The sequence below is a fragment of the Streptomyces sp. NPDC058665 genome, assembly GCF_042714995.1.
In the GTDB taxonomy this organism is placed as follows: Bacteria; Actinomycetota; Actinomycetes; order Streptomycetales; family Streptomycetaceae; genus Streptomyces.
Genome location: NZ_JBHXRX010000082.1, coordinates 1 through 25,748 on the forward strand (window position 1 = coordinate 1; position 25,748 = coordinate 25,748).

At 72.4% G+C, this 25,748-nt stretch carries 24 protein-coding genes and 1 riboswitch; of the genes, 12 read left to right on the forward strand and 12 right to left on the reverse strand.

All coding sequences use genetic code 11. The features are described 5' to 3' along the window. Nucleotides 1-88: 88 nt before the first annotated feature. Genes amaP through ACFWV8_RS34100 form a run of 5 tightly spaced genes read right to left on the reverse strand, consistent with a single transcriptional unit; the run spans nt 89 to nt 2,343 of the window. Entirely contained in the window at nt 89-667 is a 579-nt protein-coding gene (gene amaP, locus ACFWV8_RS34080) for an alkaline shock response membrane anchor protein AmaP (protein WP_384213465.1), read from the reverse strand. A 4-nt stretch (nt 668-671) separates the two neighbouring features. Then, nucleotides 672-1,361: a DUF6286 domain-containing protein gene (locus ACFWV8_RS34085; RefSeq protein ID WP_384213468.1), complete on the reverse strand. Its 690-nt coding sequence runs from the start codon at nt 1,359-1,361 to the stop codon at nt 672-674. After that, on the reverse strand, nt 1,358-1,702 hold the full coding sequence (locus ACFWV8_RS34090; RefSeq protein ID WP_329389290.1) for a hypothetical protein: 345 nt from the start codon (nt 1,700-1,702) through the stop codon (nt 1,358-1,360). The genes ACFWV8_RS34085 and ACFWV8_RS34090 overlap by 4 nt, the downstream gene beginning before the upstream one ends. 6 nt (nt 1,703-1,708) lie before the next feature. After that, nucleotides 1,709-1,900, reverse strand: coding sequence for a hypothetical protein (locus ACFWV8_RS34095; protein WP_384213471.1), 192 nt, complete (start codon nt 1,898-1,900; stop codon nt 1,709-1,711). A gap of 35 nt (nt 1,901-1,935) precedes the next feature. Further along, nucleotides 1,936-2,343: an Asp23/Gls24 family envelope stress response protein gene (locus ACFWV8_RS34100; RefSeq protein ID WP_384213546.1), complete on the reverse strand. Its 408-nt coding sequence runs from the start codon at nt 2,341-2,343 to the stop codon at nt 1,936-1,938. A 169-nt stretch (nt 2,344-2,512) separates the two neighbouring features. On the opposite strand from ACFWV8_RS34100, the gene ACFWV8_RS34105 reads away from it, so the two are divergent. Together ACFWV8_RS34105 and ACFWV8_RS34110 are read left to right on the forward strand one after the other, a co-directional pair. After that, entirely contained in the window at nt 2,513-3,226 is a 714-nt protein-coding gene (locus ACFWV8_RS34105; protein WP_384213474.1) for a hypothetical protein, read from the forward strand. A gap of 158 nt (nt 3,227-3,384) precedes the next feature. After that, nucleotides 3,385-4,080 carry a type 1 glutamine amidotransferase domain-containing protein gene (locus ACFWV8_RS34110; protein ID WP_384213477.1) on the forward strand — a complete coding sequence of 232 codons (696 nt, stop codon included), beginning with the start codon at nt 3,385-3,387 and terminating at the stop codon, nt 4,078-4,080. A gap of 48 nt (nt 4,081-4,128) precedes the next feature. Here the strand turns inward: ACFWV8_RS34110 and ACFWV8_RS34115 are convergent, their stop codons facing one another. The 3 genes from ACFWV8_RS34115 to ACFWV8_RS34125 form a co-directional block, all read right to left on the reverse strand. Continuing rightward, complete coding sequence (locus ACFWV8_RS34115) at nt 4,129-4,920, reverse strand: enoyl-CoA hydratase/isomerase family protein (RefSeq protein ID WP_384213479.1); 792 nt, start codon at nt 4,918-4,920, stop codon at nt 4,129-4,131. Nucleotides 4,921-5,049: 129 nt separating this feature from the next. Beyond that, complete coding sequence (locus tag ACFWV8_RS34120) at nt 5,050-5,268, reverse strand: helix-turn-helix domain-containing protein (RefSeq protein ID WP_023542602.1); 219 nt, start codon at nt 5,266-5,268, stop codon at nt 5,050-5,052. Between the two features lie 338 nt (nt 5,269-5,606). After that, nucleotides 5,607-7,205, reverse strand: a complete 1,599-nt coding sequence (locus tag ACFWV8_RS34125; protein ID WP_384213482.1) for an ABC-F family ATP-binding cassette domain-containing protein — start codon at nt 7,203-7,205, stop codon at nt 5,607-5,609. Nucleotides 7,206-7,442: 237 nt separating this feature from the next. Between ACFWV8_RS34125 and ACFWV8_RS34130 the strand changes: the two genes are divergently transcribed. Beyond that, on the forward strand, nt 7,443-7,844 hold the full coding sequence (locus ACFWV8_RS34130; protein ID WP_384213486.1) for a VOC family protein: 402 nt from the start codon (nt 7,443-7,445) through the stop codon (nt 7,842-7,844). Between the two features lie 72 nt (nt 7,845-7,916). On the opposite strand, the gene ACFWV8_RS34135 is transcribed toward ACFWV8_RS34130, so the two are convergent. The 3 genes from ACFWV8_RS34135 to ACFWV8_RS34145 form a co-directional block, all read right to left on the reverse strand. After that, on the reverse strand, nt 7,917-9,347 hold the full coding sequence (locus tag ACFWV8_RS34135) for a hypothetical protein (protein ID WP_384213489.1): 1,431 nt from the start codon (nt 9,345-9,347) through the stop codon (nt 7,917-7,919). Between the two features lie 180 nt (nt 9,348-9,527). Next, nucleotides 9,528-10,655 carry an alpha/beta hydrolase gene (locus ACFWV8_RS34140; protein ID WP_384213492.1) on the reverse strand — a complete coding sequence of 376 codons (1,128 nt, stop codon included), beginning with the start codon at nt 10,653-10,655 and terminating at the stop codon, nt 9,528-9,530. Between the two features lie 129 nt (nt 10,656-10,784). After that, a complete protein-coding gene (locus tag ACFWV8_RS34145; protein ID WP_384213495.1) occupies nt 10,785-11,507 on the reverse strand; it encodes a class II aldolase/adducin family protein in 723 nt (240 codons plus the stop codon). A 128-nt stretch (nt 11,508-11,635) separates the two neighbouring features. Between ACFWV8_RS34145 and ACFWV8_RS34150 the strand changes: the two genes are divergently transcribed. From ACFWV8_RS34150 to cobI, 9 genes are all read left to right on the forward strand, one after another. Beyond that, nucleotides 11,636-12,904, forward strand: a complete 1,269-nt coding sequence (locus tag ACFWV8_RS34150; protein WP_384213498.1) for an anion permease — start codon at nt 11,636-11,638, stop codon at nt 12,902-12,904. Between the two features lie 80 nt (nt 12,905-12,984). Next, nucleotides 12,985-13,197: a hypothetical protein gene (locus tag ACFWV8_RS34155; RefSeq protein WP_384213501.1), complete on the forward strand. Its 213-nt coding sequence runs from the start codon at nt 12,985-12,987 to the stop codon at nt 13,195-13,197. A 173-nt stretch (nt 13,198-13,370) separates the two neighbouring features. Continuing rightward, nucleotides 13,371-13,447, forward strand: a riboswitch (cobalamin riboswitch). Between the two features lie 142 nt (nt 13,448-13,589). After that, on the forward strand, nt 13,590-14,576 hold the full coding sequence (locus tag ACFWV8_RS34160) for a cobalamin biosynthesis protein (RefSeq protein WP_384213504.1): 987 nt from the start codon (nt 13,590-13,592) through the stop codon (nt 14,574-14,576). Continuing rightward, nucleotides 14,573-16,147 carry a cobyric acid synthase gene (locus ACFWV8_RS34165; protein WP_384213507.1) on the forward strand — a complete coding sequence of 525 codons (1,575 nt, stop codon included), beginning with the start codon at nt 14,573-14,575 and terminating at the stop codon, nt 16,145-16,147. Before ACFWV8_RS34160 ends, ACFWV8_RS34165 begins: the two co-directional genes overlap by 4 nt. After that, entirely contained in the window at nt 16,144-19,851 is a 3,708-nt protein-coding gene (gene cobN / locus ACFWV8_RS34170; RefSeq protein WP_384213510.1) for a cobaltochelatase subunit CobN, read from the forward strand. Before ACFWV8_RS34165 ends, cobN begins: the two co-directional genes overlap by 4 nt. 115 nt (nt 19,852-19,966) lie before the next feature. Continuing rightward, nucleotides 19,967-22,006: a putative cobaltochelatase gene (locus tag ACFWV8_RS34175; RefSeq protein ID WP_384213513.1), complete on the forward strand. Its 2,040-nt coding sequence runs from the start codon at nt 19,967-19,969 to the stop codon at nt 22,004-22,006. Beyond that, nucleotides 22,006-22,605: a cob(I)yrinic acid a,c-diamide adenosyltransferase gene (gene cobO, locus ACFWV8_RS34180; RefSeq protein ID WP_384213517.1), complete on the forward strand. Its 600-nt coding sequence runs from the start codon at nt 22,006-22,008 to the stop codon at nt 22,603-22,605. The genes ACFWV8_RS34175 and cobO overlap by 1 nt, the downstream gene beginning before the upstream one ends. 29 nt (nt 22,606-22,634) lie before the next feature. After that, nucleotides 22,635-24,152, forward strand: a complete 1,518-nt coding sequence (locus tag ACFWV8_RS34185) for a cobyrinate a,c-diamide synthase (RefSeq protein WP_384213520.1) — start codon at nt 22,635-22,637, stop codon at nt 24,150-24,152. After that, the gene (cobI, locus tag ACFWV8_RS34190) at nt 24,149-24,904 is read left to right on the forward strand and encodes a precorrin-2 C(20)-methyltransferase (RefSeq protein ID WP_384213523.1); all 756 of its coding nucleotides are present in this window, start codon (nt 24,149-24,151) and stop codon (nt 24,902-24,904) included. Before ACFWV8_RS34185 ends, cobI begins: the two co-directional genes overlap by 4 nt. Nucleotides 24,905-24,930: 26 nt before the next feature. On the opposite strand, the gene ACFWV8_RS34195 is transcribed toward cobI, so the two are convergent. Next, complete coding sequence (locus ACFWV8_RS34195; RefSeq protein WP_384213526.1) at nt 24,931-25,707, reverse strand: ZIP family metal transporter; 777 nt, start codon at nt 25,705-25,707, stop codon at nt 24,931-24,933. Nucleotides 25,708-25,748 lie beyond the last annotated feature (41 nt).

Below are 25,748 nucleotides of genomic sequence, written 5' to 3' on the forward strand. Positions count from 1 at the left end.
CGGCCGAAGGCCGTACGGGGTCCGGGGCGGAGCCCCGGTTGAGGGAAGGGGCGGGTAGGGCAACAGGCCCGCGCAGCGGCCGGCCACCTCACTCCACCCGCCGCCCCCGATGCTTCACCGCCCGCAACCTCGCCTCCGTCGGCAACGCCTCCAACCCCGCCGAGTCCCGCGCATGCGCCACCGCCTCCTCCGTCAGCTCCTCCAGCGCCTGCCCCGGCGCCGCGTGCGGCTCCAGCAGCAGCCGTACCCGCGCCTCCGGCGCACTGCGCCGCCCCGTCAGCCGCACTCGGGCCCTGGACACACCGTGCAGCGCCTGCGCCTCGCTCTCCAGGACGTTCTCCAGCGCCCGCCCCCGCAGCAGCGCGCCCTCACCGTTGCCGCTCTCGACCAGCACCTCCCCCAGCCGCGCACGCCGCAGTTGGGACAGCAGCCACCACAGCGTCAGCAGCACCAGGACGGTGAGCACCGCGATGACGACAGGCCACCACCAGCTCTGCGCGCTCCACCGGTCCCGGTCCGCGTCGCTCAGCAGCACGTCGTGGCGACCGGTGTAGGGCCACCAGGACGGCACGGACACGCCCAGACCCGTCACGAACACTCCGCCGCCGACGCACAGCAGCACCAGCCCGACGAGGCCCAACAGGGCACGGTTGACGACCCTGAGCATCCCGTCATCCCTTCTTCGGCCGGCGGACGTGCACCGAGAGCGCGGGCGGCCTGACGAGGCCGAGGTCTCCGATGCCGGTACCGAGTGCGGAGTCGAGATCGGCGCGTACATCGTCGAGTTCGCGGAAGTGGGACACCGCACGCACCCGGACCTTGGAGCGGCGGGCCCGTACCCGTACGGACTGCACACCGGAGACTTCCAGCGCCCGGTCGCGCAGCATCAGCGCCGCCGCCTCCCGGTCGAGCCCGGCCCGCACGCGCGAGGGGCCCCGCCGCATCGGCAGCACCTGGCGCAGCCCCGGTGTGAGGGCGAGGACGATCAGCCAAAGCCCCAGGACCCCCGCGAGGCCCGAGCCGACCAGGGCCCAGCTGTTGTCCAGGGGCACGGTGGCGAGCTGGTCGGCCAGCCACCGGCGCCAGTACATGGCGGGGTGTTCGGCGCGTACGGCCGAGACGTCGTAGAGGAGCAGGACCGCCGCGCCGAGGAGGATCGCAGCGACCAGGGCGGCGGGGATCCGGCGCCAGGCCCAGAAGCGGCCGGACCTGGTGTCCCCGTCGCCGTCACCGTCGCCCTGCTTCAGCGTCGGGCGCCTCGGCTCGTACCGCGCGGCGGAGGACGACTGGTCCAGGTCGATCACGTCCGCGCGGACGGCGCCCGACGCGCGTTCGGTCCCCTCGGCGTCCGGCTCGCTCATTGGATCCTCCCCTGTTCCGCGCGGGTGTGGACGGAGTGGAGCCGTTCGACCCTGACCACCACTTCGGGCACCTCCATCCCCGCCAGGGCATGTACCCGCTGGACGACCCGGTGACGCACCGCGCCGCACTGGGCGCCGATGTCGGAGGGGTAGTCCAGCTCGACACCGATCCGTACGCGCGCCACACCGTGGTTGACCAGGACGCCCGCGTGCGGCGCCGCACCGCCCTCCGGCACGCCGCCCAGCGCCTCCCGCGCCGCCTGCGCCGCGATCTTCGCGACGACACGGTCGGCGATCGTGGTCGCCCCACGCTCGGGGGCCGTCACCCGCTCACCGGCCACGGGAGGTCACCGCCGACGTTCGGGGCGCTCGCGACCGCGGAAGAGATCGCCCGCTTCCAGATCACCGTCGAGGAACCGGCCGGCCACGAACCCGACCGCGCCCAACGCGGCGACCAGCAGAAAGGCTCCGAAACCGCCGAAGTATCCGGCGAATGCCAGGGCCATACCGGCCAACAGGCCGACCAGCGCCATGCTCATCGATTGACTCCTCTTCGGTCTTCCGGATCGGGCCGTTACTGGAGCCGGGTCTCGGGCTCTTCGTCCTCTTCGTCGGGCAGCTTCACATCGCTGACGGCGATGTTGACCTCGACGACCTCAAGGCCCGTCATCCGTTCGACGGCGGAGATCACGTTCTCCCTCACATCGCGGGCGACGTCGGAGATCGCCACGCCGTAGTCGACGACGATCTCCAGGTCGAGTGCGGTCTGCACCTCGCCGACCTCGGCCTTCACACCGCGCGACACGGACTTGGAGCCACCGGGGACCCGGTCCCGCACGGCGCCGAAGGTGCGGGACATGCCGCTGCCCATCGCGTGGACGCCGAGCACGTCACGGGCGGCGAGGCCGGCGATCTTCTCGACGACCCCGTCGGCGATGGTGGTCCGGCCGCGGACGCCCGGGTCGCCGCCGCCCTTCTTCATCGCGGCCTTCCGCTGCTCGTCGGCGGACGTCTTGAGGGAGGGCTCGGACTGGTTGCGCTGTGCGGTGTCGGACATAGCGATTCGCCCCTTTCCGGGCGCCGATGGACTCGTTGTCCACATTAGGGCGCCTTGCCCGGTCTCGCGCCGGGAATGCTGCAGGGTGGGAGCCATGACGACTGGGCAGGGCGGGACGGGTACGGACGGCTGGAGCGCGGCGGTACGGGAACGGCTCGACCTCGGCCGGCTGCTCCCGCTCGGTGACACGGCGGACGGGGCGTGGCTGGCCGAACGGGCGGCGACGACCGCGCTGCGGCGTGCGGCGGCGGAAGTGCCTGGCGCGGTACTGGGCCGGCTGAGGGTCTGTCTGGCCGACCCCGGCTCGGCGGAGCGGCCCGCCGTGCAGCCGCCGCCCAGTGCGCTGCCGCCGGGGGTGCTCCGTATCGAGGGGGACTTCGCGGCGGTCGCGGGCGAGCCGCTGCCGGACGTGGCCGAGCGGCTTCGTACGGCGCTGTACGCGCACGCGGTGGACCGGCTCGGCCTGCGGGTGACGGAGGTCGACCTGCGGGTGACGGCGCTGCTGGACAAGGAGCCGGACGCCGGCTCCGGGGATTCCGTCGGGCGCGCTGAGCCCTTCGGGGCAACGGCCGCCCCGAAGGGCACAGCGGCGGTCATGGCGGCGAACGTCCCCGGCGTGGCCCATCTGTCGGCGTCGCTCGGCACGGCGGTGCTCGTGACGAGGGGCCACGTCCGCATCGAGCTGGCGACGTCCCGGGGCCATCACCCGCCGGATGTGGTACGTGCCGTCCGCCGGGCGGTCACGGCATCACTGCCGAGTCACCCGACGGTGGCCGTACTGGTCACGGCGGTCGACACGACGGCCTGACCCCACGGAAAGCACGGGGACCAGGGGTCCCGTCACCTCGGCGCGCACACCTGAATGACCGAGCCTAGATTGGCAGAAGGGGGGAAACCGGCTGCGGCGAGTCGTCCCGTGGCTCGTCCGGCGGAACCTTCATACGCGTCCGAGAGGGGACCTTTGCCATGTCCAAGGTGCTTTTCATCGTGAGCGGAGCCACCTACTGGGTGCTGAACGACGGCACGAGGTACGCGACGGGCTACTGGGCCGAGGAGTTCGCGAACCCGTACAAGATACTGACGGACGCCGGCCACGAGGTCGTCGTCGCGACGCCGAACGGCGTGACCCCGAACGTCGACATGATGAGTCTGCGTCCCGAGATGACCGGCGGAAACGACAGCGCCCTCGAACTGGAGGCCATCATCCGTTCCGCGGAGGTGATGCGTCGGCCGCTGCGCCTGTCGGACGTCCGCCTGGAGGACTACGACGCGGTGTACTTGCCGGGCGGTCACGGTCCGATGTCGGACCTGGCGTGGGACGCCGATGTCGGACGGCTGCTGACGGAGCAACTGGCCTCGGGTGACCCGCTGTTCATCGTCTGTCACGCACCGGCCGCGATGCTGGCCACCAGGATCCACGGCAAGTCGCCGTTCGAGGGCTTCAACATCACCTGCTTCGCCAACGAGGAGGAGGAGGGCGTGGGGCTGGCCCCCAGGGCCCCGTGGCTGCTGGAGACCGACGTACAGGAGAAGGTCGGCGTCAACTACAGCCGCGGCCCGGTCTGGGAGCCGTACATGGTCGAGGACCGCAACCTGGTCACCGGCCAGAACCCGGCCTCGGCCGCGGTCCTGGGAGACCGGATGCTGGCAATCCTCAAGTAACAGCGGTCCCGGGCCCGCGAAGATCCGGCCTGATCCCCAAGACAGGCCCTAGTCGCCGAGGCCCGCCAGGTCGCGCAGGCGGCGGGCCTGGGACGCGCGTTCGGCGGCGCGCTGTTCGTCGTACGTGCGTGACGAGGCGCCCTGCAGCAGGGCCTTCGTCTCGACCGTCGCGTCGCGCGGCGCGGCGAGCAGGGCCGCGGTCAGGTCCTTCACCGCCTCGTCCAGTTCCGCAGGATCCACCACCAGATTGGCCAGCCCCGTGCGCTCGGCCTCGTCCGCCTGGACGAAACGGCCCGTCGCGCAGATCTCCAGCGCGCGGGCATGGCCGACCAGGCCGACGAGGGGATGCGTGCCGCCGAGGTCGGGGACCAGCCCCAGACTGGTCTCGCGCATGGCGAACTGCACGTCCGACGCGACGACTCGCAGGTCGCACGCGAGCGCGAGCTGGAATCCGGCGCCGATGGCGTGTCCCTGGACAGCGGCGATCGACACGATGTCGCTCCGGCGCCACCAGGTGAAGGCGGACTGGTACACGGTGATGGCCGCGTCCAGCTCCGTGTCGGAACGGCGTGCCAGCTCCACGAAGGAAGGATCGCCGTCGAAGCCCTCGGGGCTGAACGCCTGCCGGTCGAGGCCCGCGGAGAAGGACTTGCCTTCGCCGCGCAGCACGACGACCCGCACGCTGCCCGGCAGTGACTGCCCGGCTTCCGTCAACGCCCGCCACAGAGCGGGAGACTGAGCGTTGCGCTTGGCCGGGTTGGTCAGGGTCACCGTGGCAACCGCGTCCTCGACGGTGAGCCGTACGCCGTCCTTGTCGAGTACGGGATCAAGCGAAGTCATGGGGTGCCTCCGGTTCGGTGCAGTCAGCAGAGCTTGCCAAGTGACTGCACAGTAACCACCCGGTCGACCGCGACGACCGGCCGGGTGGTCACCGGCGGAACCGGTGGCCGGAGAAGCCGTACGCGGTCGTCAGGCCGAGGCCTTCTTGCCGCGTGTCGCTCCGCCGCGTCCCCGCAGCGTGACTCCGGATTCACTGAGCATCCGGTGGACGAATCCGTAAGACCGGCCCGTTTCCTCGGCCAGCGCACGGATACTCGCACCGGAGTCGTACTTCTTCTTCAGGTCTGCCGCGAGCTTGTCGCGCGCGGGGCCGGTTACCCGGCTGCCCTTCTTCAGAGTCTCGGCCACCCGTGCCTCCTCATGGAAGTGCGCTCTGGACTTCTCATGATCACCCCTCGGGCCGCTCCTGGCCACCCATTCAGCAAGGTTCGCACCCAAAGCTTCGACGGAGCGCAGCATTCGAACACGAACGGAATTGCTACTTCCAGAGCGGCATACGCAGGCGGAACGCCGGATCCGCACAAGAAACCGCAGGTCAGGCCGGGTGTACCGGAAAGCTGATCCAACTGGTCACGGAACGCCTTGATCGTCGGCACGCCACGCCAAAGTACGAGACGCACTCACTCAGATGATGGATCACCGCTGAGCCGAATGATCCATACGGAGTGGATCACGCCCGTGCCGCGTCAGGCCAGCGCCACCAGGTCCGCGTAGTCCGCGCCCCACAGGTCCTCGACGCCGTCGGGCAGCAGGATGATCCGTTCGGGTTCGAGCGCCTGGACGGCGCCCTCGTCGTGGGTCACGAGGATGACCGCGCCCTTGTACGTGCGCAGCGCGCCGAGGATCTCCTCGCGGCTGGCCGGGTCGAGGTTGTTCGTGGGCTCGTCCAGGAGCAGCACGTTGGCCGACGAGACCACCAGGGTCGCGAGCGCGAGGCGGGTCTTCTCGCCGCCGGACAGGACACCGGCCGGCTTGTCGACGTCGTCGCCGGAGAAGAGGAAGGAGCCGAGGGTCTTGCGGACATCGACCAGGTCCAGATCCGGGGCCGACGACCGCATGTTCTCCAGGACGGAGCGCTCGGGGTCGAGCGTCTCGTGCTCCTGCGCGTAGTAGCCGAGCTTGAGTCCGTGGCCCGGGGTGACTTCGCCGGTGTCGGGCTTCTCCACCCCGGCGAGGAGCCGCAGCAGCGTGGTCTTGCCGGCGCCGTTGAGGCCGAGGATGACGACGCGCGAGCCCTTGTCGATGGCCAGGTCGACGTCGGTGAAGATCTCCAGAGAGCCGTACGACTTCGACAGGCCCTCGGCCGTCAGCGGCGTCTTGCCGCACGGAGCGGGGTCGGGGAAGCGCAGCTTGGCGACCTTGTCCGACTGGCGTACGGCCTCCAGGCCCGACAGCAGGCGCTCGGCGCGGCGTGCCATGTTCTGCGCGGCGACGGTCTTGGTGGCCTTGGCGCGCATCTTGTCGGCCTGCGAGTTGAGCGTGGCGGCCTTCTTCTCCGCGTTGGCCCGCTCACGCTTGCGGCGCTTCTCGTCGGACTCGCGCTGCTGCTGGTAGAGCTTCCAGCCCATGTTGTAGACGTCGATCTGGGAGCGGTTGGCGTCCAGGTAGAAGACCTTGTTGACGACCGTCTCCACGAGATCGACGTCGTGGGAGATGACGATGAAGCCGCCGCGGTAGGTCTTGAGATAGTCCCGCAGCCAGACGATGGAGTCCGCGTCGAGGTGGTTCGTCGGCTCGTCCAGCAGCAGCGTGTCGGCGTCCGAGAAGAGGATGCGCGCGAGTTCGACGCGGCGGCGCTGACCGCCGGAGAGCGTATGGAGGGGCTGGCCGAGGACCCGGTCGGGCAGGCCGAGCGCGGCGGCGATGGTGGCGGCCTCGGACTCGGCGGCGTAACCGCCCTTGGTGAGGAACTCCGTCTCCAGGCGCTCGTACTTCTTCATCGCCTTCTCGCGGGTGGCGCCCTTGCCGTTCGCCATCCGGTCCTCGTTCTCGCGCATCTTCCTCAGGACGGAGTCGAGGTCCCGGGCGGAGAGGATGCGGTCGCGGGCGAGGGTGTCGAGGTCGCCGGTGCGCGGGTCCTGCGGCAGATAGCCGACCTCGCCGGAGCGGGTGATGGTGCCGGCGGCGGGGATGCCCTCGCCCGCGAGGCACTTGGTGAGGGTGGTCTTGCCGGCTCCGTTGCGGCCGACGAGGCCGACGCGGTCGCCCTTGGCGATACGGAAGGAGGCTGACTCGATGAGGACACGAGCGCCGGCGCGCAACTCGACACCGGTGGCGGTGATCACGGAAAAACTCCAAGGCGGGTATGGACGGCGGAAGGGCTGGCGGACGGGATTCTTCGACGCCGGCTAATGCACAAGGAGAGATGCCATGCCGCCGAGTCTACCGGGGCCGCACAACTGCTTTACGCCCCATGGGTGTCCCCCGGGAGCACTCGGCCGGGCTGCGTTGTCAGTGGCCGCTGCCAGACTGGAGGAACTGAGACACAGGTCACAGCCGGAGCTTGGAGAAGGGTGATCAGCATGGCCGGTGCGCCGAGTATCTGTCCGACGCTCGTCTACGAGGACGCGAAGGCGGCCATCAGGACTCTGAAGGAAGCCTTCGGCTTCACGGAGGTGAGTGTGTACGAGGGCGAGGACGGCAGCGTCCTCCATGCCGAACTGGCCCATGGGAACGGCATGGTGATGCTGGGGTCCAGGAAGAGGGAGGGCGTCTTCGCCCAGGCGATGGCGGGCGGCGGGCCCACCGGGGTCTATGTGGTCGTGGAGGACGTCGACGCGCACCACGCGCGCGCCGCGGCCCAGGGAGTGGAGATCCTGATGCCGCCCACGGACCAGGACTACGGCTCCCGGGACTACATGGCTCGCGACGCGGAGGGCAACGTGTGGGGCTTCGGTACGTACGCACCGGGCGCCGCCGGCTGAGCCTTCCGGCCCTTGGTGCCTGGGCCGGCCCGTCGCTCCGGTGCGTGGCGGGCGGGCCGGTGTGCGGGGCGGTCAGGCGCCTCCGGTGTGGACCTGGAAAGCCGCCCGGCGTACGGCCTTCGCGAGCGCCGGGTCCGGGTGCGCGGCCGCCAGTGCCACCAGCACCTGCACGGTGCGGGGGTGGCCGACGGCCCTGACCTCGTCGAGCAGGGCCGGGACGGTGCCCTGGACGGCCGAGTCGAGGTGGCGGACCAGCAGCGCGGTCTCGCCGTGGTCGGCCACCGCGGCGGCGGTGTCGACCCAGAGCCAGGTCGACTCCTCTCGGGTGAGGATGTCCGGCGCGTCCTCGGGGTCCGCGCCCTCGTACTCGGCGAGCCAGAGCAACGCGTAGGGGCGCAGGGAGGGTTCGGCCGACGCGGTGCGCACCTCCGGCTCGGCGGGGGCGCCGACGACGCGCAGCGCCTCGAAGGCGAGCCCGCGCAGGAGCGCGTCCTCGCCGCGTGCCACGGCGACGAGTTCGGTGACCGCGCTGCCGACGGTGCGGGCGGCGAGCCAGGCGCGGTACTCGGCGCGGGCGGGTCCGGGGGTGAGCCGGGCGCAGCCGCGCAGCATGTTCTCGGCGGACTGCTCGATGTTGCCCGCCGGGCTCTGGGCGGCGACACAGATCTGCTCCAGCTTGACCCAGACCGCCCAGTTGCCGAGCGGGGTGAGGGTCGCCTGGCCCTCACCGAGGGTCAGGGCGCCGACGGCGGCCAGGCCCTCCAGGGCCCAGTCGAGAAGCCGCGGCAGCGGGACGGTCGCTGCGGTGGCCGGGGCAGGCTCGGGGCCGGGCTCCGGAGCGGCGGCGGGCGCCGTGGGACCCGCGGCGTTCGTGGGGTCGTACGGCACCTCGCAGCGCTCGTCGCGCAGTTCCGCGACGCGCTGCTGGAGCAGGTCGAGCAGGGCCGGTACGAGCACGGGGCCGGCCGAGAGCTGGAGGAGGGAGAGCACCTGGGGGACGGCTTCCACGACCTCGGCGACCGTCGCGGGGGCGAGGTCGTCCGGGGCGGCGTGGACGAGCGACCAGGCGTCGAAGAGGGCGACCCAGCCGCGCAGGACGGCGGACTCGTCACGGTCCCAGGCGCGCAGGCGCCAGCCGGGGCGTGCGGTGCCGCCGTGCAGTTCGACGAGCCCGGCCAGCCTGGCGCGGTCCCAGCCCGCGCTCACCTGGTCCGGCGTCAACTCCAGGGCATCGGCGGCCCGTTCGCGGGCCTTCGGGGCCAGCGGGCCCGCTCCGGGGTCCCGGTCGGCCGCTGCCCAGCGGGCGATCCGCACGGCGTCCGCGAGGACGGCCCGCGCCTGACGGGCCAGCTCCGCGGGCGGTGGTGTGCCCTCCGGCGGACGGGGCGCCGGACGTGTTCGCCCGGTGGTCACGGCCCGGCGGGCCGTGGTCAGGGCCCGGGGACGGACGAGTCGGAGTCTGGAGTTGCGCGCCAATTGCTCATCAGGCTTTCGGGACGTCACGGGAGCAGTCTTCCCGCTGATTGCCCGAAAGCCCAAACGGAACCTGCCGCCCGGACCTCGACCCGCCGGTCACCCGCCCGGGAAGACGCCGGAGCGGAGGGTGGCCGGGGGTGGCGGAGAAGCGCGGGCGGCCTTACCCGGCGGAGGTCGCGCGCCGGTGTGAGTGACGGTGCCGGGGGGTCACATGAGGGGGGTGAGGAAGCGGCGGAGCGTTTCCTCGTAACCGGTGGGGTCCGCGTTCCACATGGCGCCGTGCGGGGCGTCCGAGACCGTGTGCAGGGTGACCAGGTCGGTGCGGCGGGCGGCCAGTTCACGGGAGGGGTACCAGGGGGACAGGGCGTCGTCGGGGCCGTGGACGATCAGCGTGGGGACGTCGAGCTTCCCCGGGTCGGCGACCACGGGCAGCCGGCCGCCGCGCAGTCCCGTACGGCCCTGTGCGGCGCGGACGGCGAGGGGCAGGAGCGGGCCGGGGGTGCGGCGGGCGGTGGCCAGGGCGCGCAGGGTGGCCTCCCAGTCGAGCACGGGGCTGTCCAGGACGAGTCCCTTGATGCGGTCGCGCTGTCCGGACTTCCCGGCGGCGTGCAGGGCCATCGTGGCTCCGACGGACCAGCCGTAGAGGATCACGTACTCGGCGCCGCCTCGCACGGCGAAGCGGATCGCGGCGTCGAGGTCGCGCCATTCCGAGTCGCCGAGGTGCCCGAGGCCGTCGGGGGGACGCGGGGCGCCCCGGTCACCCCGGTAGAACAGGTTCAGGACCGGGAGATGCTGGTCCACCAGGAACTCCATGACGTTCATGGGGTGCTCCGGGGTGGCGCCGAGCCCGTGTGCGGTGATCATCCAGGTCTCGCGGCTGCCGGGCACGAACCAGCCTGGCAGCGGGCCGAGTTCACCGGGGATCTCCACCCGGTCGTACTCCAGGCCGAGCGCGCTGCCGGGGTCGCCGTGGTGGATCTGGGGGGTGAGCCGGACGCGGCTGCCGGCGCCGAGGGTGCCGCGGCTGACGCGCTCCAGCCGGCGGACGACGGTGTCGGCGGGGTGCGGTACGTCGTCGATGACGGGCCCGACGACCGCCTGGACGTCCGCGGACTCCAGCCCGTAGGTGCCGGGGCGCAGGGAGGCCAGACAGCGTGTGAGGGTCACCCGGCCCGCGGCCGTGGCGTGCACGGTGAGCCGCGGGTCGCCCGGCAGTGGCCGTCCGGGAGGCGCCTTGAGCGCGGCGTCGCTCGCGTACCGGCCGGCCGCCACGGCTGCCGTGCCGACACCGATCACTGTGGTGACGGCTGCTGCCGTCGCTCTGGCCGGTCGCATTTTCCCAGTGTCGGTACGGACGGGCCGTACGGCCAGTGGAGCAGCCGTCCGGGGTGACGCGGGGGCACGGAAGTCCCTGGAGGCACGGTCTGGGGCCGGTCCGGGGGCTTGATCCGGCCGCGCGCCTGGTCAGCCCGGCTGGCCGTAGCCCTTGAGCCGCTCCTCGACCTCCCGCACCTGCTCCCGGGAGAGCAGGCTGGGCGCGTGGCCGGGGACGGAGCTCGCCGTGAGCCAGAGGCGGCACATCCACTCCAGCTGAGCCGTACGGTCGTAGGCCTTGTCCAGGGTGGCGGCGTGGGTGACGGTGCCGTGGTTCTGGAGCAGACAGCCCGTGCGGTCGCGCAGCGCGCGCACCATGTTCCCGGCCAGGGCGTCCGTGCCGTACATCGCGTACGGGGCGACCCGGACCGGACCGCCGAAGTCCGCCGCCATGTAGTGGATCAGCGGGAGTTCGGGCACGAGGGTGGAGACGGCGGTGGCGTGGACGGCGTGGGTGTGGACCACGGCGCCGGCGTCCGCGTTCCGGTAGACCTCCAGATGCATCGGCAGCTCGCTGGTGGGCCTGAGACGGCCGATCACCTGGTGGCCGTCGAGGTCCACGGCGACGGTGTCGTCGGGCGTCAGCCGGTCGTACGGCACCCCGCTGGGCGTGACGAGGACCAGCTCTCCGACCCGTACGGACACATTGCCCGAGGTGCCGACGACCAGTCCGTCGGCCGCGCTGCGGCGGGCGGTGGCGACGAGGTCCCGCCAGGCCCGCGCGATCGCCCGCTCCCGGGCCTCTTCGCGCGTGCCCTCGTAAGCGTCTTCGCGCGTGCCCTCATACGTGTGCCGATCACCGGTTTCGGTCATGCGGCGATCCTGCCAGGTGACCCACCCGGGGCGAGAGTCACCGCAAAGCCTGCCCCAGTTCATCTTCCGTTCATTCAACGTACCTACGTTCCTGAACGGCCGATGACGTCAAGGGATTGCCAGGGTTAATGGAACACCTCACGCTGCTGCTCGCGATCGTGATCGTGACGGCTCTCGTGTTCGACTTCACGAACGGTTTCCACGACACCGCCAACGCGATGGCGACGACCATCTCGACCGGCGCACTGAAACCCAAGACGGCGGTCGCGATGTCCGCCGTGCTCAACCTCGTCGGCGCGTTCCTGTCGGTCGAGGTCGCCAAGACGATCTCCGGCGGGCTCATCAACGAGCAGGGCATCAGAACAGAAGTGATCTTCGCGGCGCTCGTCGGCGCCATCCTGTGGAACCTGTTCACCTGGCTGCTCGGCCTTCCGTCGAGCTCCTCCCACGCTCTCTTCGGCGGTCTCATCGGCGCCACGCTGATGTCCGTCGGCACCTCGGGTGTCAACGGCGGGGTCGTCGTCACCAAGGTCCTGCTCCCGGCGCTCGCCGCGCCCCTGGTCGCCGGTCTGGCCGCGATGCTCGCCACCCGGCTGACGTACCGCATCGGCCGCGGCACGGACGAGAAGGCCACCGCGAAGGGCTTCCGCGTGGGACAGATCGCGTCGGCCGCCCTCGTCTCCCTCGCCCACGGCACCAACGACGCGCAGAAGACCATGGGTGTCATCACCCTCGCGCTCGTCACCGGCGGCGTCGTCGCCCCCGGCTCCAATCCCCCGCTGTGGGTGATCGTCTCCGCCGGTGTCGCCATCGCGCTGGGCACCTATCTCGGCGGCTGGCGCATCATCCGCACCATGGGCAAGGGCCTCACCGACCTCCGGCCGCAGCAGGGCTTCGCCGCGCAGACCAGCGCGGCGACCGTCATCCTCGCCTCGTCCCATCTGGGCTTCTCGCTCTCCACCACCCAGTCCTGCTCCGGTGCGGTGATGGGCGCCGGTCTCGGCCGCAAGGGCGGAGTCGTCCGCTGGTCGACCGCCACCCGTATGTTCATCGCCTGGGGACTGACCCTGCCGGCCGCCGCACTGGTCGCGGCGGGCGCCGAATTCCTGACCGGGCAGGGCGCGTGGGGCGTCGCGGCCACGGCGGCGCTGCTCGTCGCGCTCTCGACGGTCATCTGGGTCGCTTCGCGGCGCAGGCCGGTCGACCACACCAATGTCAACGCGGCTGACGAGCCCGCCGTGGGCGACGAACCCCCGGGTGTCGTCACCGCGGCCGTCGCCGCCGTCACCCCGCCCCCCGTGGGCGGTCCGGCGTCGGAGATCGCCGCCACCATCCCGGCCCCGGACCCGGGTACGCCGGACCCGACCGCCGAACCGGCCCGGCCCGCGGCCGTCTGACCTCGGCGGCCCGGCGAAACGACCGACGACCCGACCGACGACCCGACGAAACGCCTGACGAAACGAAGGACTCCTCTCGCATGAACATCGACTGGGCGGCGCTCGGCTCCGTCTTCGGCGTCAGTCTCGTCGCCACCGTCGCCCTGGTGGGCCTGTTCACCCTCGGCATCGTCGGGCTCTCGAAGAGCGCGGCGCCCACGGGGTCCGTCGCCGCCGCCCGGACCGGCGCGTACGTCTGCTTCGCCCTGTGCCTGGCGGCCGTGTCGTACGGGATCTACATGATCGTCGCCTGATCTGGCGTGGTGGTGGGGGTGGCCCGAGCCGTAACGGGTCACCCCCACCGCAGTGTTCGCCTCGGTCAGCCCCCGTCGTGTGGGCCTCAGCACACTGCCCCGTCGCAGGTCAAAGCCTGGTTGACGGGAATTCGCACGCGTGGTGGACTGCCGAGGCCAATACGGCGACAGCGAGAGGAAGCCGGTGCGAATCCGGCGCGGTCCCGCCACTGTGACCGGGGAGAGCCATGTCCCGGGGAGTCAGGAACTCTTGTCGCCGCATCACGTCGAACCAGGGCGCGGACCCTGAGTGAGGACATGTCGCCATGCCCGGCTGCGGTTCAGCTGTCGCGTCCAGACCTTCGAGTACGAGAAACCCGAGAGCGTCCCGAGGCGTATCGGCGGGCTGAGCGATGCGTGCCGAGTATTCGGCGGGCCGCGAAGTACCGGCCCAGGGAAGCGTTTTCGCGTACGGCGCCGCCGCCGGTCTCCTCGCGGACCGGCTCTTCGGCGATCCCCGGCGCGGCCATCCGGTCGCCGCTTTCGGGCGGGCCGCGGGCGCCGTTGAGCGCCTGCTGTGGCGTGACCACCGGGGCTGGGGCGCACTGCACACCGTCGTCTGCGCCGGGGGTACGGCCGGGGTGGCCGCACTCGTGGCGCGTGGGCTGCGGGGCCGTACGGCCGCCTCCGTCGTCCTGACCGCCGCCGTCACCTGGACCGTGGTGGGCGGTACGTCGCTGGGACGCGAGGCACGGGCCGTCGGCGGGGCGCTGGCGGCCGGGGACATCGAGGCGGCGAGGGAGCGGCTGCCGCATCTGTGCGGGCGGGATCCGCAGGGCCTGGACGGGCCTGAGATCGCCCGCGCCGTCGTGGAATCCGTCGCGGAGAACACCTCGGACGCCGTCGTGGGAGCCCTGGTCTGGGGCGCGCTCGGCGGGGTGCCGGGGCTGGTCGCGTTCCGCGCGGTCAACACGCTGGACGCGATGGTCGGCCACCGGTCGCCGCGCCATCTGCGCTTCGGATGGGCGTCGGCGCGGCTGGACGACGTCGCCGGCTGGCCGGGCGCCCGGCTGACGGCGGCGCTGGCGGCCGTGGCGGGCGGCGCGCCCGCGCGGACGCTGCGGGCGGTACGGCGCGACGCGGGCCGCCATCCGAGCCCCAACGCGGGCCCCGTGGAAGCGGCGTTCGCGGGCGCGCTGGGCGTACGGCTCGGCGGCACCCTCGCGTACGGCGGGCGGGTCGAGCACCGGCCGGTGCTGAACGGCGTTGGCCGGCCGGTCGAGATGGCCGACATCGAGCGGGCGGTCGAACTGTCGCGCCGTGTGGGCGTCCTGGCGTTCGGGATCTGCGTGGCCGGGCGCCTGCTGGCCGACAACTTCCTTGGGAAGGCGCGGCGATGAGCACGCGACAGGCGCGCGGGGGCGGGCTGCTCGTCGCCGGAACGACGTCGGACGCCGGGAAGAGCGTCGTCACGGCCGGCATCTGCCGCTGGCTCGTCCGCCGGGGCCTGAAGGTGGCGCCCTTCAAGGGGCAGAACATGTCGCTGAATTCGTTCGTGACGCGCGAGGGCGCCGAGATCGGCCGGGCGCAGGCGATGCAGGCACAGGCGGCGCGCGTCGAGCCGACGGCGCTGATGAATCCCGTCCTGCTCAAACCGGGCGGCGACCGCAGCAGTCAAGTCGTCCTGATGGGGCGGCCGGTGGGTGAACTGAGCGCCCGTGGCTACCACGGCGACGGCGCGGGCCCCGGCCGCCAGGAAACCCTGCTGGGCACCGTCGTGGAGTGTCTGGAGGAGCTGCGGAGCACGTACGACGCGGTGATCTGTGAGGGCGCGGGCAGCCCGGCGGAGATCAATCTGCGGCGTACCGACATCGTGAACATGGGCATCGCGCGGGCGGCCCGCCTGCCGGTCGTCGTGGTCGGCGACATCGACAGGGGCGGTGTCTTCGCGTCCTTCTTCGGTACGACGGCGCTGCTGAGCCCCGAGGACCAGGCACTGGTCGCGGGTTATCTCGTCAACAAGTTCCGGGGCGACGTGTCGCTGCTGGAGCCGGGTCTGGAGATGCTGCGCGGGCTGACCGGCCGCGCCACCTACGGTGTGCTGCCCTTCCGGCACGGTCTGGGCATCGACGAGGAGGACGGTCTGCGGGTCTCCCTGCGCGGCGCCGTACGCGAGTCGGTGGTGGCCCCTCCGTACGGAGAGGACGTCCTGCGGGTCGCCGTCTGCGCCGTGCCGCTGATGTCCAACTTCACCGACGTGGACGCGCTGGCGGCCGAACCGGGCGTGGTGGTGCGTTTCGTGGACCGCGCCGACGAGATCGCCGACGCGGACCTGGTGATTGTCCCCGGTACGCGCGGCACGGTGCGGGCGCTGGCCTGGCTGCGCGAGCGCGGTCTCGCCGACGCGCTGCTGCGGCGAGCCGCCGACGGCCGCCCCGTCCTCGGGATCTGCGGCGGTTATCAGCTCATCGGCGAGCACATCAAGGACGATGTCGAGTTCCGCGCGGGCTCGGGCGGTGTGTCCGTGACGGGACTCGGACTGCTGCCCGTACGCGTCGAGTTCACCCGCGAGAAGACGCTGGCGCGCCCTGTCGGCGAGGCGCTGGGCGAGCGCGTCGAGGGGTACGAGATCCACCACGGCGTCGCCTCCGTGGAAGGCGGCGACCCGTTCCTCGTCGACGGCGCCGGCCGTCGTCTGGACGGATGCCGTTCGGGCCAGGTGTGGGGCACGCACTGGCACGGCTCGCTGGAGAGCGACGGCTTCCGGCGCGCCTTCCTGCGCGAGGTGGCACGGGCGGCCGGGCGCCGCTTCGTACCCGCCCCGGACACCTCGTTCGCCGCCCTGCGCGAGGAGCAACTCGACCTTCTCGGCGATCTGATCGAAGAACACGCGGACACGGACGCGCTGCTGCGGCTGATCGAGTCGGGCGCCCCGTCAGGACTTCCCTTCATCGCACCTGGAGCGCCATGACCACCGCGCCTGTCAACAGCCCTTCCCCGACTGTGCTGTTGCTGTCCACCGCCGACACCGATCTGCTGGCCGCCCGCGCCTCGGGCGCCCCGTATCTCATCGGCAACCCGACCCGGCTCGACGCCACCGGTGACCTGCCCGCGCTGATCGCCGGGGCGCGGATCGCCGTCGTACGGCTCCTGGGCGGCAAACGTGCCTGGGAGGAAGGTCTCACCGCGCTCAAAGCGTCCGGCGTACCGACCGTGCTGCTGGGCGGGGAGTCCGTACCGGACGCGGAGCTGATGGCCGACTCGTCGGTGCCCGCCGGTGTGGTCGCCGAGGCGCTGCGCTATCTGGTCGAGGGCGGGCCGGAGAATCTGGCGGAACTGGCGCGGTTCCTCTCCGACACCGTCCTGCTGACCGGTGAGGGGTTCGAGGCGCCGCGCCCGATGCCCGAGTGGGGTGTGCACGGCGAGCGGGCCTTCGTAGAAGGGCGGCCGACCGTCGGGGTGCTCTTCTACCGCGCGCACCAGCTCTCCGGGAACACCTCCTTCGTGGACGTGCTGTGCGACCGCGTCGAGGAGCGGGGCGCCAACGCCCTTCCGGTGTACTGCGGTTCACTGCGCGGCGCCGATCCCGCCCTGTACGAACGGCTCGGCGCCGCGGACGCGCTGATCGCGACCGTCCTCGCGGCCGGCGGCACCGTCGCGTCGGACGCGTCGGCGGGCGGCGACGACGAGGCGTGGGACATCGGGGCGCTGGCCGACCTGGACATACCGGTCCTGCAAGGGCTCTGTCTGACGTCGTCACGGGCCGCCTGGGACGCGTCTGACGCCGCGCTGTCGCCCATGGACGCGGCGATGCAGGTCGCGATCCCGGAGTTCGACGGGCGGCTGATCACGGTCCCGTTCTCGTTCAAGGAGCAGGGCCCCGACGGGGTCCCGGTGTACGTCGCCGACCCCGAGCGGGCCGGGCGGGTCGCCGGGATCGCGGTACGGCACGCCCGGCTCGCGCACACGCCGAACGCGGAGAAGAAGCTGGCCGTGGTCTTCACCGCGTACCCGACGAAGCACTCACGTGTCGGCAACGCGGTCGGTCTCGACACCCCGGCGTCGGCGGTACGGGTGCTGGACGCCCTGCGCGACGCCGGTTACCGGGTGGGGGACGGCGCCGACGCGCACCCCGACAACGGGGACGAGCTGATCCACCGGCTCATCAACGCCGGTGGCCACGACGTGGAGTGGCTGACGGAGGAGCAGCTGGCCGTGGCGCCCGCGCGGGTGCCGCTGGCCGACTACCGCGCCTGGTTCGGCGAGCTGGAGTCGGAACTCCGCGCGGGCATGCTGGAGCACTGGGGCGAGCCGCCGGGCTCGCTGTACGTGGACGGCGACGACATCGTGCTCGCGTCGCTCCGGTTCGGGAACGTCGTGGTGATGATCCAGCCGCCACGCGGCTTCGGCGAGAACCCGATCGCGATCTACCACGACCCGGACATGCCGCCGTCGCACCACTACATGGCCGCGTACCGCTGGCTGGAGACGGCGGCGGACAGGAACGGTTTCGGCGCGGACGCGATCGTCCACATGGGCAAGCACGGCACGATGGAGTGGCTGCCCGGCAAGGGCCTCGGCCTGTCGGCGGGGTGCGGCCCGGACGCGGTGCTCGGTGAACTGCCGCTGATCTACCCGTTCATCGTCAACGACCCCGGCGAGGGCACCCAGGCCAAGCGGCGCGGCCACGCCACGGTCGTGGACCATCTGGTGCCGCCGATGGCCCGCGCCGACACCTACGGGGACCTGGCCAAGCTGGAGCAACTCCTCGACGAGTACGCGCTGGTCAGCGATCTCGACCCGGCGAAGGCGCCGGCTGTGCGCGCCCAGATCTGGACGCTCGTCAAGGCCGCCGAGCTGCACCACGACCTGCATGTGGACGAGCAGCCCGGCGAGGACGACTTCGACTCGTTCGTCATGCATGTCGACGGCTATCTCTGCGAGATCAAGGACGTCCAGATCAGGGACGGTCTGCACATCCTGGGCGGCGGCCCCGAGGGTGAGGCACGGGTCAACCTGGTGCTCGCCGTGCTGCGCGCCTCGCAGGTGTGGGGCGGCGAGGCGAACGCGCTGCCGGGCCTGCGGGCGGCGCTCGCCGAGCACTTCGGGCTGGCCGAGAAGGAGCTGCTGGGCGAGCCGGGGGCGCCGGTGAAGGTGCCGGCCGAGCTGACGGACCTGGTGGCGGGTCCGGCGCGGTCGGCGGCGGACGCGATCGATCTGCTGGAGCAGCTCTGCCGGCGGCTCGCGGAGGGCATGGAGGAGCGGGGCTGGGAGCTGTCGGCGGCGGCTCCGCTGGTCGGGGAGGTCCTGGGGCAGGAACTGGCCTCAGCGGTGGCCGTGTTGGGCTTCGCCTCTACTGAGGTGGTGCCGAGGCTGGCCCGTACGACGGACGAGATCGGGAACATCCTGCGCGCCCTGGACGGCGGGTTCGTCCCGGCGGGCCCCTCCGGGTCGCCGACGCGCGGGCTCGTCAACGTCCTGCCGACGGGCCGCAACTTCTACTCCGTCGACCCCAAGGCCATTCCGTCGCGGCTTTCCTGGGAGGTCGGCCAGTCGCTGGCGGACTCGCTGGTGGCCCGGTATCTGGCCGACACGGGCGCCTATCCGGCGTCCGTGGGGCTGACGGTCTGGGGCACGTCCGCGATGCGCACCCAGGGTGACGACATCGCCGAGATCCTGGCGCTGCTGGGCTGTCGGCCGGTGTGGGACGACGCGTCCCGGCGGGTCACCGGCTTCGAGATCGTGCCCGCGGCGGAGCTGGGGCGGCCCCGGATCGATGTGACGGTGCGGATCTCGGGTTTCTTCCGGGACGCCTTCCCGCATGTGGTGGGGCTGATCGACGACGCCGTACGGGCGGTGGCCGAGCTGGACGAGCCGGCCGAGGCCAACTACGTACGAGCGCACGCCGATGAGGACACGGCGCTCCACGGTGACCGCCGGCGCGCGACGGCGCGGATCTTCGGATCGAAACCGGGCGCCTACGGGGCGGGTCTGCTGCCGCTGATCGACGCGCGGAACTGGCGGTCGGACGCGGACCTGGCCGAGGTGTACGCGGTCTGGGGCGGCTACGCGTACGGGCGCGGGCTCGACGGGCGCGCGGCGCGCGGGGACATGGAGACGGCGTTCCGGCGGATCAAGGTGGCGGCGAAGAACGTCGACACGCGGGAGCACGATCTGGTCGACGCGGACGACTACTTCCAGTACCACGGCGGCATGGTCGCGATGGTGCGGCATCTGGCGGGTGAGTCGCCCGAGGCGTATGTGGGTGACAGCGCGACGCCGGACCAGGTGAAGACGCGGACGCTGGGCGAGGAGACGCACCGGGTGTTCCGGGCGCGGGTGGTCAACCCGCGCTGGATGGCGGCGATGCGGCGGCACGGCTACAAGGGTGCCTTCGAAATGGCGGCGACCGTCGACTACCTCTTCGGGTACGACGCGACGGCGGGCGTCGTGGACGACTGGATGTACGAGAAGTTGTCGGCCGAGTACGTCTTCGCGCCGGAAAACCAGGAGTTCATGCGGCGGTCCAACCCGTGGGCGCTGCGCGGCATCACCGAGCGGCTGCTGGAGGCCGCCGAGCGGGGGCTGTGGGCGGAGCCCGACGAACAGACGCTGGAGCGGCTGCGGGCGACGTATCTGGAGCTGGAGGGCGATCTGGAGGGGGGCGGCGAGTGAGAGCGAACCCGAGCGCCGCCGGAACCGCCGGAGCGGCCGTCACCGCCGGAGGGGCCGGAGCCGGCTTCCGAACGCCGGACGGGCCGAACACGCCGACCCATGCCTTGGAGGCACTGTGAGTACGCCGTATCCCTTCACCGCCATCGTCGGACAGGACGATCTGCGGCTCGCGCTGCTGCTCAACGCCGTGTCCCCGGCCGTCGGCGGAGTGCTCGTGCGCGGCGAGAAGGGCACCGCGAAGAGCACGGCCGTGCGCGGGCTCTCCGCGGTGCTGCCGGACGTCGCCGTCGTCGCGGGCTGCCGCTTCTCCTGCGACCCGGGGGCGCCGGACCCGGCGTGCCCCGACGGGCCGCACGAGGCGGGTCCGGGGTCCGCGCGGCCCGCGCGGGTGGTCGAACTCCCCGTCGGCGCCTCCGAGGACCGGCTGGTCGGCGCGCTCGACATCGAACGGGCGCTGGCGGAGGGCGTGAAGAGCTTCGAGCCGGGGCTGCTCGCCGACGCGCACCGGGGCGTGCTGTACGTGGACGAGGTCAACCTGCTGCACGACCACCTGGTGGACCTGCTGTTGGACGCCGCCGCGATGGGCGCCTCCTACGTAGAGCGCGAGGGCGTCTCCGTGCGGCACGCCGCACGGTTCCTGCTCGTGGGGACGATGAACCCCGAAGAGGGCGAACTGCGGCCGCAGTTGCTCGACCGGTTCGGACTCACCGTCGAGGTCACCGCCTCGCGGGAGCCCGATCTGCGGGTGGAGGTCGTACGGCGCCGCCTGGCCTACGACGACGACCCCGCCGCGTTCGCCGCGCGCTGGGCCGACGAGGAGAACGAGCTGCGGGCGCGCATCGTGGCAGCGCGGGCGCTGCTGCCCGAGGTACGGCTCGGCGACGCCGCGCTGCGGCAGATCGCCGCGACGTGCGCCGCGTTCGAGGTGGACGGCATGCGCGCCGACATCGTGATGGCCAGGACGGCGACGACGCTCGCCGCGTGGGCGGGGCGCACGGTCGTGCTGGCGGAGGACGTACGGCAGGCGGCGCTGCTCGCGCTGCCGCACCGCAGGCGGCGCAATCCGTTCGACGCACCGGGGCTGGACGAGGAGAAACTGGACGACACGCTGGAGGAGTTCGGCGGTGATGACGGCTCTCCCGACGACGACCCGGATCCGGACGGGCCCGGCGGGGGCGGGCAGCCGCCGCAGGACGGGCCTGAGGGGCCGCGGGGGCCGGAAGCGGGGGAAAGCACGGCCGAACCCGCCGAGGCGCCCGCGGAGCCCGAGGAGGGGCAGGGTGGCCGTCCTGCCGGGGGCGGCGGTGAGCAGTCCGCCGTGCGCGCCGCCGAGCCCTTCCGTACGAAGACGCTCAGCGTGCCCGGTCTCGGTGAGGGTGCGGCGGGGCGCCGTTCCCGGGCGCGTACCGACCACGGGCGTACGACCGGGGCCCGGCGGCCACGCGGCGCGCTGAGCAAACTGCATCTGGCCGCGACGATCCAGGCCGCGGCGCCGCATCAGCGGGCGCGCGGGCGTTCCGGGCGCGGGCTGGTGGTACGGCGCGACGATCTGCGGCAGGCGACGCGTGAGGGGCGCGAGGGCAATCTGGTGCTGTTCGTGGTGGACGCCTCCGGGTCGATGGCCGCGCGGCAGCGCATGTCGGCCGTGAAGGGCGCCGTCCTGTCGCTGCTCCTGGACGCGTACCAGCGGCGCGACAAGGTCGGTCTGATCACCTTCCGTGGGAAGGACGCCACGGTGGCGCTTCCGCCGACCTCCTCGGTCGAGGCGGCGGCCGTACGGCTGGAGTCGCTGCCCACCGGCGGGCGGACGCCGTTGTCCGCCGGGCTGTTGAAGGCGCACGACGTCCTTCGGGTGGAGCGGATGCGTGATCCCGCGCGGCGCCCGCTGCTCGTCGTGGTCACCGACGGGCGGGCGACCGGCGGGGCCGATCCGGTGGCGCTCGGTACGCGCGCGGCGCGGCTGCACGCCGAGGAGGGCACGGCGTCGGTGGTCGTGGACTGCGAATCGGGACCGGTACGGCTCGGGTTGGCGGTCGCGCTCGCGGGCGAGCTCGGCGGCACGGCCGTCACGCTCGACGAGTTGCGCGCGGACAGCATCGCGGGGCTGGTCAGGGATGTGCGAGGCGCTTCGGGCGCGTACGGGAGGGTTGCCTGATGCCGCAGGGACAGCCGGCGGTCGTGCCGGACGACGGGCTCACCACCCGCCAGCGCCGGAACCGGCCGCTCGTCCTCGTCCACACAGGCGTCGGCAAGGGCAAGTCGACGGCGGCGTTCGGACTGGCGCTGCGCGGCTGGACGCAGGGCTGGCCGATCGGGGTGTTCCAGTTCGTCAAGTCGGCGAAGTGGAAGGTGGGCGAGGAGCACGCGCTGAAGGTGCTGGGGGCGAGCGGCGAGGGCGGTTCGGTCGACTGGCACAAGATGGGCGAGGGCTGGTCCTGGGTCCAGCGCGACAAGCAGCTTTCCAATGAGGACGCGGCGCGCGAGGGCTGGGAGCAGGTCAAGCGCGACCTGGCGGCTCAGACGTACCGGCTGTACGTACTGGACGAGTTCGCGTACCCGATGCACTGGGGCTGGGTGGACACCGACGAGGTCGTACAGGTGCTGCGGGAGCGACCGGGGACACAGCACGTGGTGATCACCGGGCGGAACGCGCCGGAGGCGCTGGTCGAACTCGCGGACCTGGTCACCGACATGACGAAGGTCAAGCATCCGATGGACGCGGGGCAGAAGGGGCAGAGGGGGATCGAGTGGTGAATGCCGCCGCCTCGGGCCCCGCTGAATCGGTGCCTGTATCGGTGCCCGCATCGGTGCCGCGTCTCGTCATCGCCGCGCCGGCGTCCGGCAGTGGCAAGACCACCGTCGCCACCGGGCTGATGGCGCTCTTCGCCGCGCGCGGCCTCGCCGTGTCCCCGCACAAGGTCGGGCCCGACTACATCGACGCGGGGTACCACGCGCTGGCGACGGGGCGGCCGGGCCGGAACCTCGACGCGTACCTGTGCGGCACGGAGCTGATCGGACCGCTCTTCGCGCACGGCGCGGCGGGCTGTGACCTGGCCGTCGTCGAGGGCGTGATGGGGCTGTACGACGGCGCCGCCGGGCAGGGCGAACTCGGGTCAACCGCGCAGGTCGCGAAGCTGCTGCGGGCGCCGGTGGTGCTCGTTGTGGACGCGTCGTCGCAGTCCCGGTCGGTGGCGGCGCTGGTGCACGGGTTCGCGTCGTGGGACCCGGGGGTTCGGATCGGCGGGGTGATCCTCAACAAGGTGGCGTCCGACCGGCACGAGGCGTTGCTGCGGGAGGCGCTGGACGAGTCGGGGGTGCCGGTGCTCGGCGCGCTGCGGCGGGCGGGCGAGATCGAGACGCCGTCGCGGCATCTGGGGTTGGTGCCGGTGGCGGAGCGGCGGGGGGACGCGGTCGGGGCTGTGCGGGGGGTGGCGGAGTGGGTGCGGGTGGGGTGTGACGTGGAGGGGTTGCTCCGGTTGGCGCGGAGTGCGCCTTCTTTGGAGGTGGCGGCTTGGGATGCGGGGGGTGCGGTGCGGGGGGTGGGGCCGCTGCGCGGGCCTGTTCCCCTACCCGCCCCTTCCCTCAACCGGGGCTCCGCCCCGGACCCCGTACGGCCTTCGGCCGTGCCCTCAAACGCCGGGCGGGCTGATTTTCGGGGCTCCGCCCCGGGCCCCGCTCCTCAAACGCCGGAGGGGCTGAAAGGGTCCGTTGTCGCCGTCGCCGGTGGAGCCGCGTTCACCTTCTCCTACGCCGAGCACGGCGAGCTGCTGCGCGCCGCCGGTGCCGATGTCGTCGTCTTCGATCCACTCCGGGACGAGCAACTGCCCTCCGGCACCAAGGGGTTGGTCATCGGTGGTGGGTTTCCCGAGGTGTACGCCAGCGAGTTGGGGGCCAATGAACCCCTCCGTAAGGCCGTCGCCGAACTGGCCCACTCCGGCGCCCCCGTGGCCGCCGAGTGCGCCGGGCTGCTCTATCTCGCGCGGTCGTTGGACGGTGCGCCGATGTGTGGCGTGCTCGACGCCGACGCGCGGATGTCGGAGCGGCTGACGCTCGGGTACCGGGAGGCCGTCGCCGTCGGGGACAGCGTTCTCGCCGCCGCCGGGACGCGGCTGCGGGGGCACGAGTTCCATCGGACGGTGCTCGAACCCGGTGCCGGTGCGGCGCCCGCGTGGGGGCTGGTGCGGCCCGAGCGCCGGGTCGAGGGATTCGTACAGCGGGGTGTGCACGCGAGCTATCTGCACACGCACTGGGCGGCGGCGCCCGGCATGGCACGGAGATTCGTCGAAAGGTGCACGGCATGAGCGGCAGACTCGTCGGGGTCGGGGTGGGGCCCGGGGACCCCGAGCTGGTGACGGTGAAGGGCGTGCGTCTTCTGCGGGAGGCGGACGTCGTCGTCGTGCCCGTCATGGCGGCGGCCGATGGAACGGACGGCGGGGAGCCCGGCCGGGCCGAGGCGACCGTGCTGCACTACGTCGGCGCCGAGAAGGTCCAGCGTGTGGTCTTCGCGCTCAACGAGCGCGCCGACCGGGCCCGCCGTGAGGCGGCCTGGGACGCGGCGGGCGGGCGGGTGGCCGAGCTGCTGGGCGCGCATCCTCACGGAAGCGTGGCGTTCGCGACGATCGGCGACCCGAACGTCTACTCGACCTTCACCTATCTCGCCCAGACGATCGGTGAGTTGGTGCCGGGGACGGTCGTGGAGACCGTTCCGGGGATCACCGCGATGCAGGATCTGGCCGCACGCGGCGGCGCGGTGCTGACCGAGGGGACCGAGCCGTTGACGCTGGTGCCGGTGACGGCGGGCGCCTCCGTACTGAAGGACGCGCTGAACGGTCCCGGCACCGTCGTGGCCTACAAGTTCGGGCGGCTGGCCGACGAGGTCGCCACCGCGCTGCGGGAGACGGGCCGTACGGAGGGCGCGGTGTGGGGTTCGGCCCTCGGGCTGCCGGAGGAGTCGATCCGCCCCGCCTCCGACCTTGAGCAGGGGACGCTGCCGTATCTCTCGACGCTCATCGCGCCCGCGCGGCGCGACGGCGGGCGCGGGGGCAAGCTGTGAGCGCGGGCCCGGCAGGGCGGCTCGCGTCAGTTGGCCAGCGCCACCACCAGCCAGATGAAGCCCACGCCGCCGACGGTGCACAGCAGCGTCGACAGCGCGGGGTGTTCGTGGTGCGCCTCGGGCAGGATCTCGGCGGCGGCCAGATACAGCAGCGCACCGCCGAAGAATCCGAGATAGCTGCCGATCAGTTCCTCCGGAAGGGTGAACAGCAGTGTGGAGGCCGCGCCCACGACGGGCGCCACGGCGTCGGCGAAGAGCATCGTGAACGCTCTGCGGCGGTCGTTCCCGTAGAGGCTGGTCAGCGTGTACGTGTTGAAGCCGTCGGCGAAGTCGTGGGTGATGACGGCAAGGGCGACGGTCGCGCCCATGCCGCCGCCGACCTGGAACGCGGCGCCGAGCGCGACGCCGTCCATCAGGCTGTGCAGCACCATCGCGGACGCGGCCGTCAGCCCCACCTGGGGCGCGCGGTCGGTCCGCCCGGCGCCGCCGCCGTGGCCGCCCGCGTGGGCGTGCGGGGTCTCGGCGTCCGCCGCGCCGTGTGCGGCCCGTCGTACGGCCAGCAGGCGCTCCACGACGTGGGCGAAGAGGAATCCGCCGACGAACAGCAGGAGCGCCCGGTGGACACCCAGGAAGTCCTCGCCGGCGGCGTCCATGGCCTCGGGCAGCAGTTCGAGGCCGACCACGCCGAGCATCAGTCCGCCGGCCAGGCCGAGTACCAGATGCCGGCGGTCGGTGACGCGCTGCGCCGTCCAGCCGCCGAAGAGCGTCATGAGGAACGCGCCGAGCGCGACGAACACCGCCATGCGCCCTTGCTAGCCGATCGGACCCCAGGTCCGCACATTCA

Bases quoted from the DNA above. Each gene is read 5' to 3' on its own strand.
- ACFWV8_RS34155 (WP_384213501.1), top strand. From the start codon at position 12,985: ATGAACATCGACTGGGCGGCGCTCGGCTCCGTCTTCGGCGTCAGTCTC.
- ACFWV8_RS34140 (WP_384213492.1), bottom strand. From the start codon at position 10,655: ATGCGACCGGCCAGAGCGACGGCAGCAGCCGTCACCACAGTGATCGGT.
- ACFWV8_RS34105 (WP_384213474.1), top strand. From the start codon at position 2,513: ATGACGACTGGGCAGGGCGGGACGGGTACGGACGGCTGGAGCGCGGCG.
- cobI (WP_384213523.1), top strand. From the start codon at position 24,149: ATGAGCGGCAGACTCGTCGGGGTCGGGGTGGGGCCCGGGGACCCCGAG.
- ACFWV8_RS34165 (WP_384213507.1), top strand. From the start codon at position 14,573: ATGAGCACGCGACAGGCGCGCGGGGGCGGGCTGCTCGTCGCCGGAACG.
- ACFWV8_RS34150 (WP_384213498.1), top strand. From the start codon at position 11,636: ATGGAACACCTCACGCTGCTGCTCGCGATCGTGATCGTGACGGCTCTC.
- ACFWV8_RS34145 (WP_384213495.1), bottom strand. From the start codon at position 11,507: ATGACCGAAACCGGTGATCGGCACACGTATGAGGGCACGCGCGAAGAC.
- ACFWV8_RS34110 (WP_384213477.1), top strand. From the start codon at position 3,385: ATGTCCAAGGTGCTTTTCATCGTGAGCGGAGCCACCTACTGGGTGCTG.
- ACFWV8_RS34160 (WP_384213504.1), top strand. From the start codon at position 13,590: ATGCGTGCCGAGTATTCGGCGGGCCGCGAAGTACCGGCCCAGGGAAGC.
- ACFWV8_RS34115 (WP_384213479.1), bottom strand. From the start codon at position 4,920: ATGACTTCGCTTGATCCCGTACTCGACAAGGACGGCGTACGGCTCACC.
- ACFWV8_RS34095 (WP_384213471.1), bottom strand. From the start codon at position 1,900: ATGAGCATGGCGCTGGTCGGCCTGTTGGCCGGTATGGCCCTGGCATTC.
- ACFWV8_RS34085 (WP_384213468.1), bottom strand. From the start codon at position 1,361: ATGAGCGAGCCGGACGCCGAGGGGACCGAACGCGCGTCGGGCGCCGTC.
- cobO (WP_384213517.1), top strand. From the start codon at position 22,006: ATGCCGCAGGGACAGCCGGCGGTCGTGCCGGACGACGGGCTCACCACC.
- cobN (WP_384213510.1), top strand. From the start codon at position 16,144: ATGACCACCGCGCCTGTCAACAGCCCTTCCCCGACTGTGCTGTTGCTG.
- ACFWV8_RS34130 (WP_384213486.1), top strand. From the start codon at position 7,443: ATGGCCGGTGCGCCGAGTATCTGTCCGACGCTCGTCTACGAGGACGCG.
- ACFWV8_RS34100 (WP_384213546.1), bottom strand. From the start codon at position 2,343: ATGAAGAAGGGCGGCGGCGACCCGGGCGTCCGCGGCCGGACCACCATC.
- ACFWV8_RS34195 (WP_384213526.1), bottom strand. From the start codon at position 25,707: ATGGCGGTGTTCGTCGCGCTCGGCGCGTTCCTCATGACGCTCTTCGGC.
- amaP (WP_384213465.1), bottom strand. From the start codon at position 667: ATGCTCAGGGTCGTCAACCGTGCCCTGTTGGGCCTCGTCGGGCTGGTG.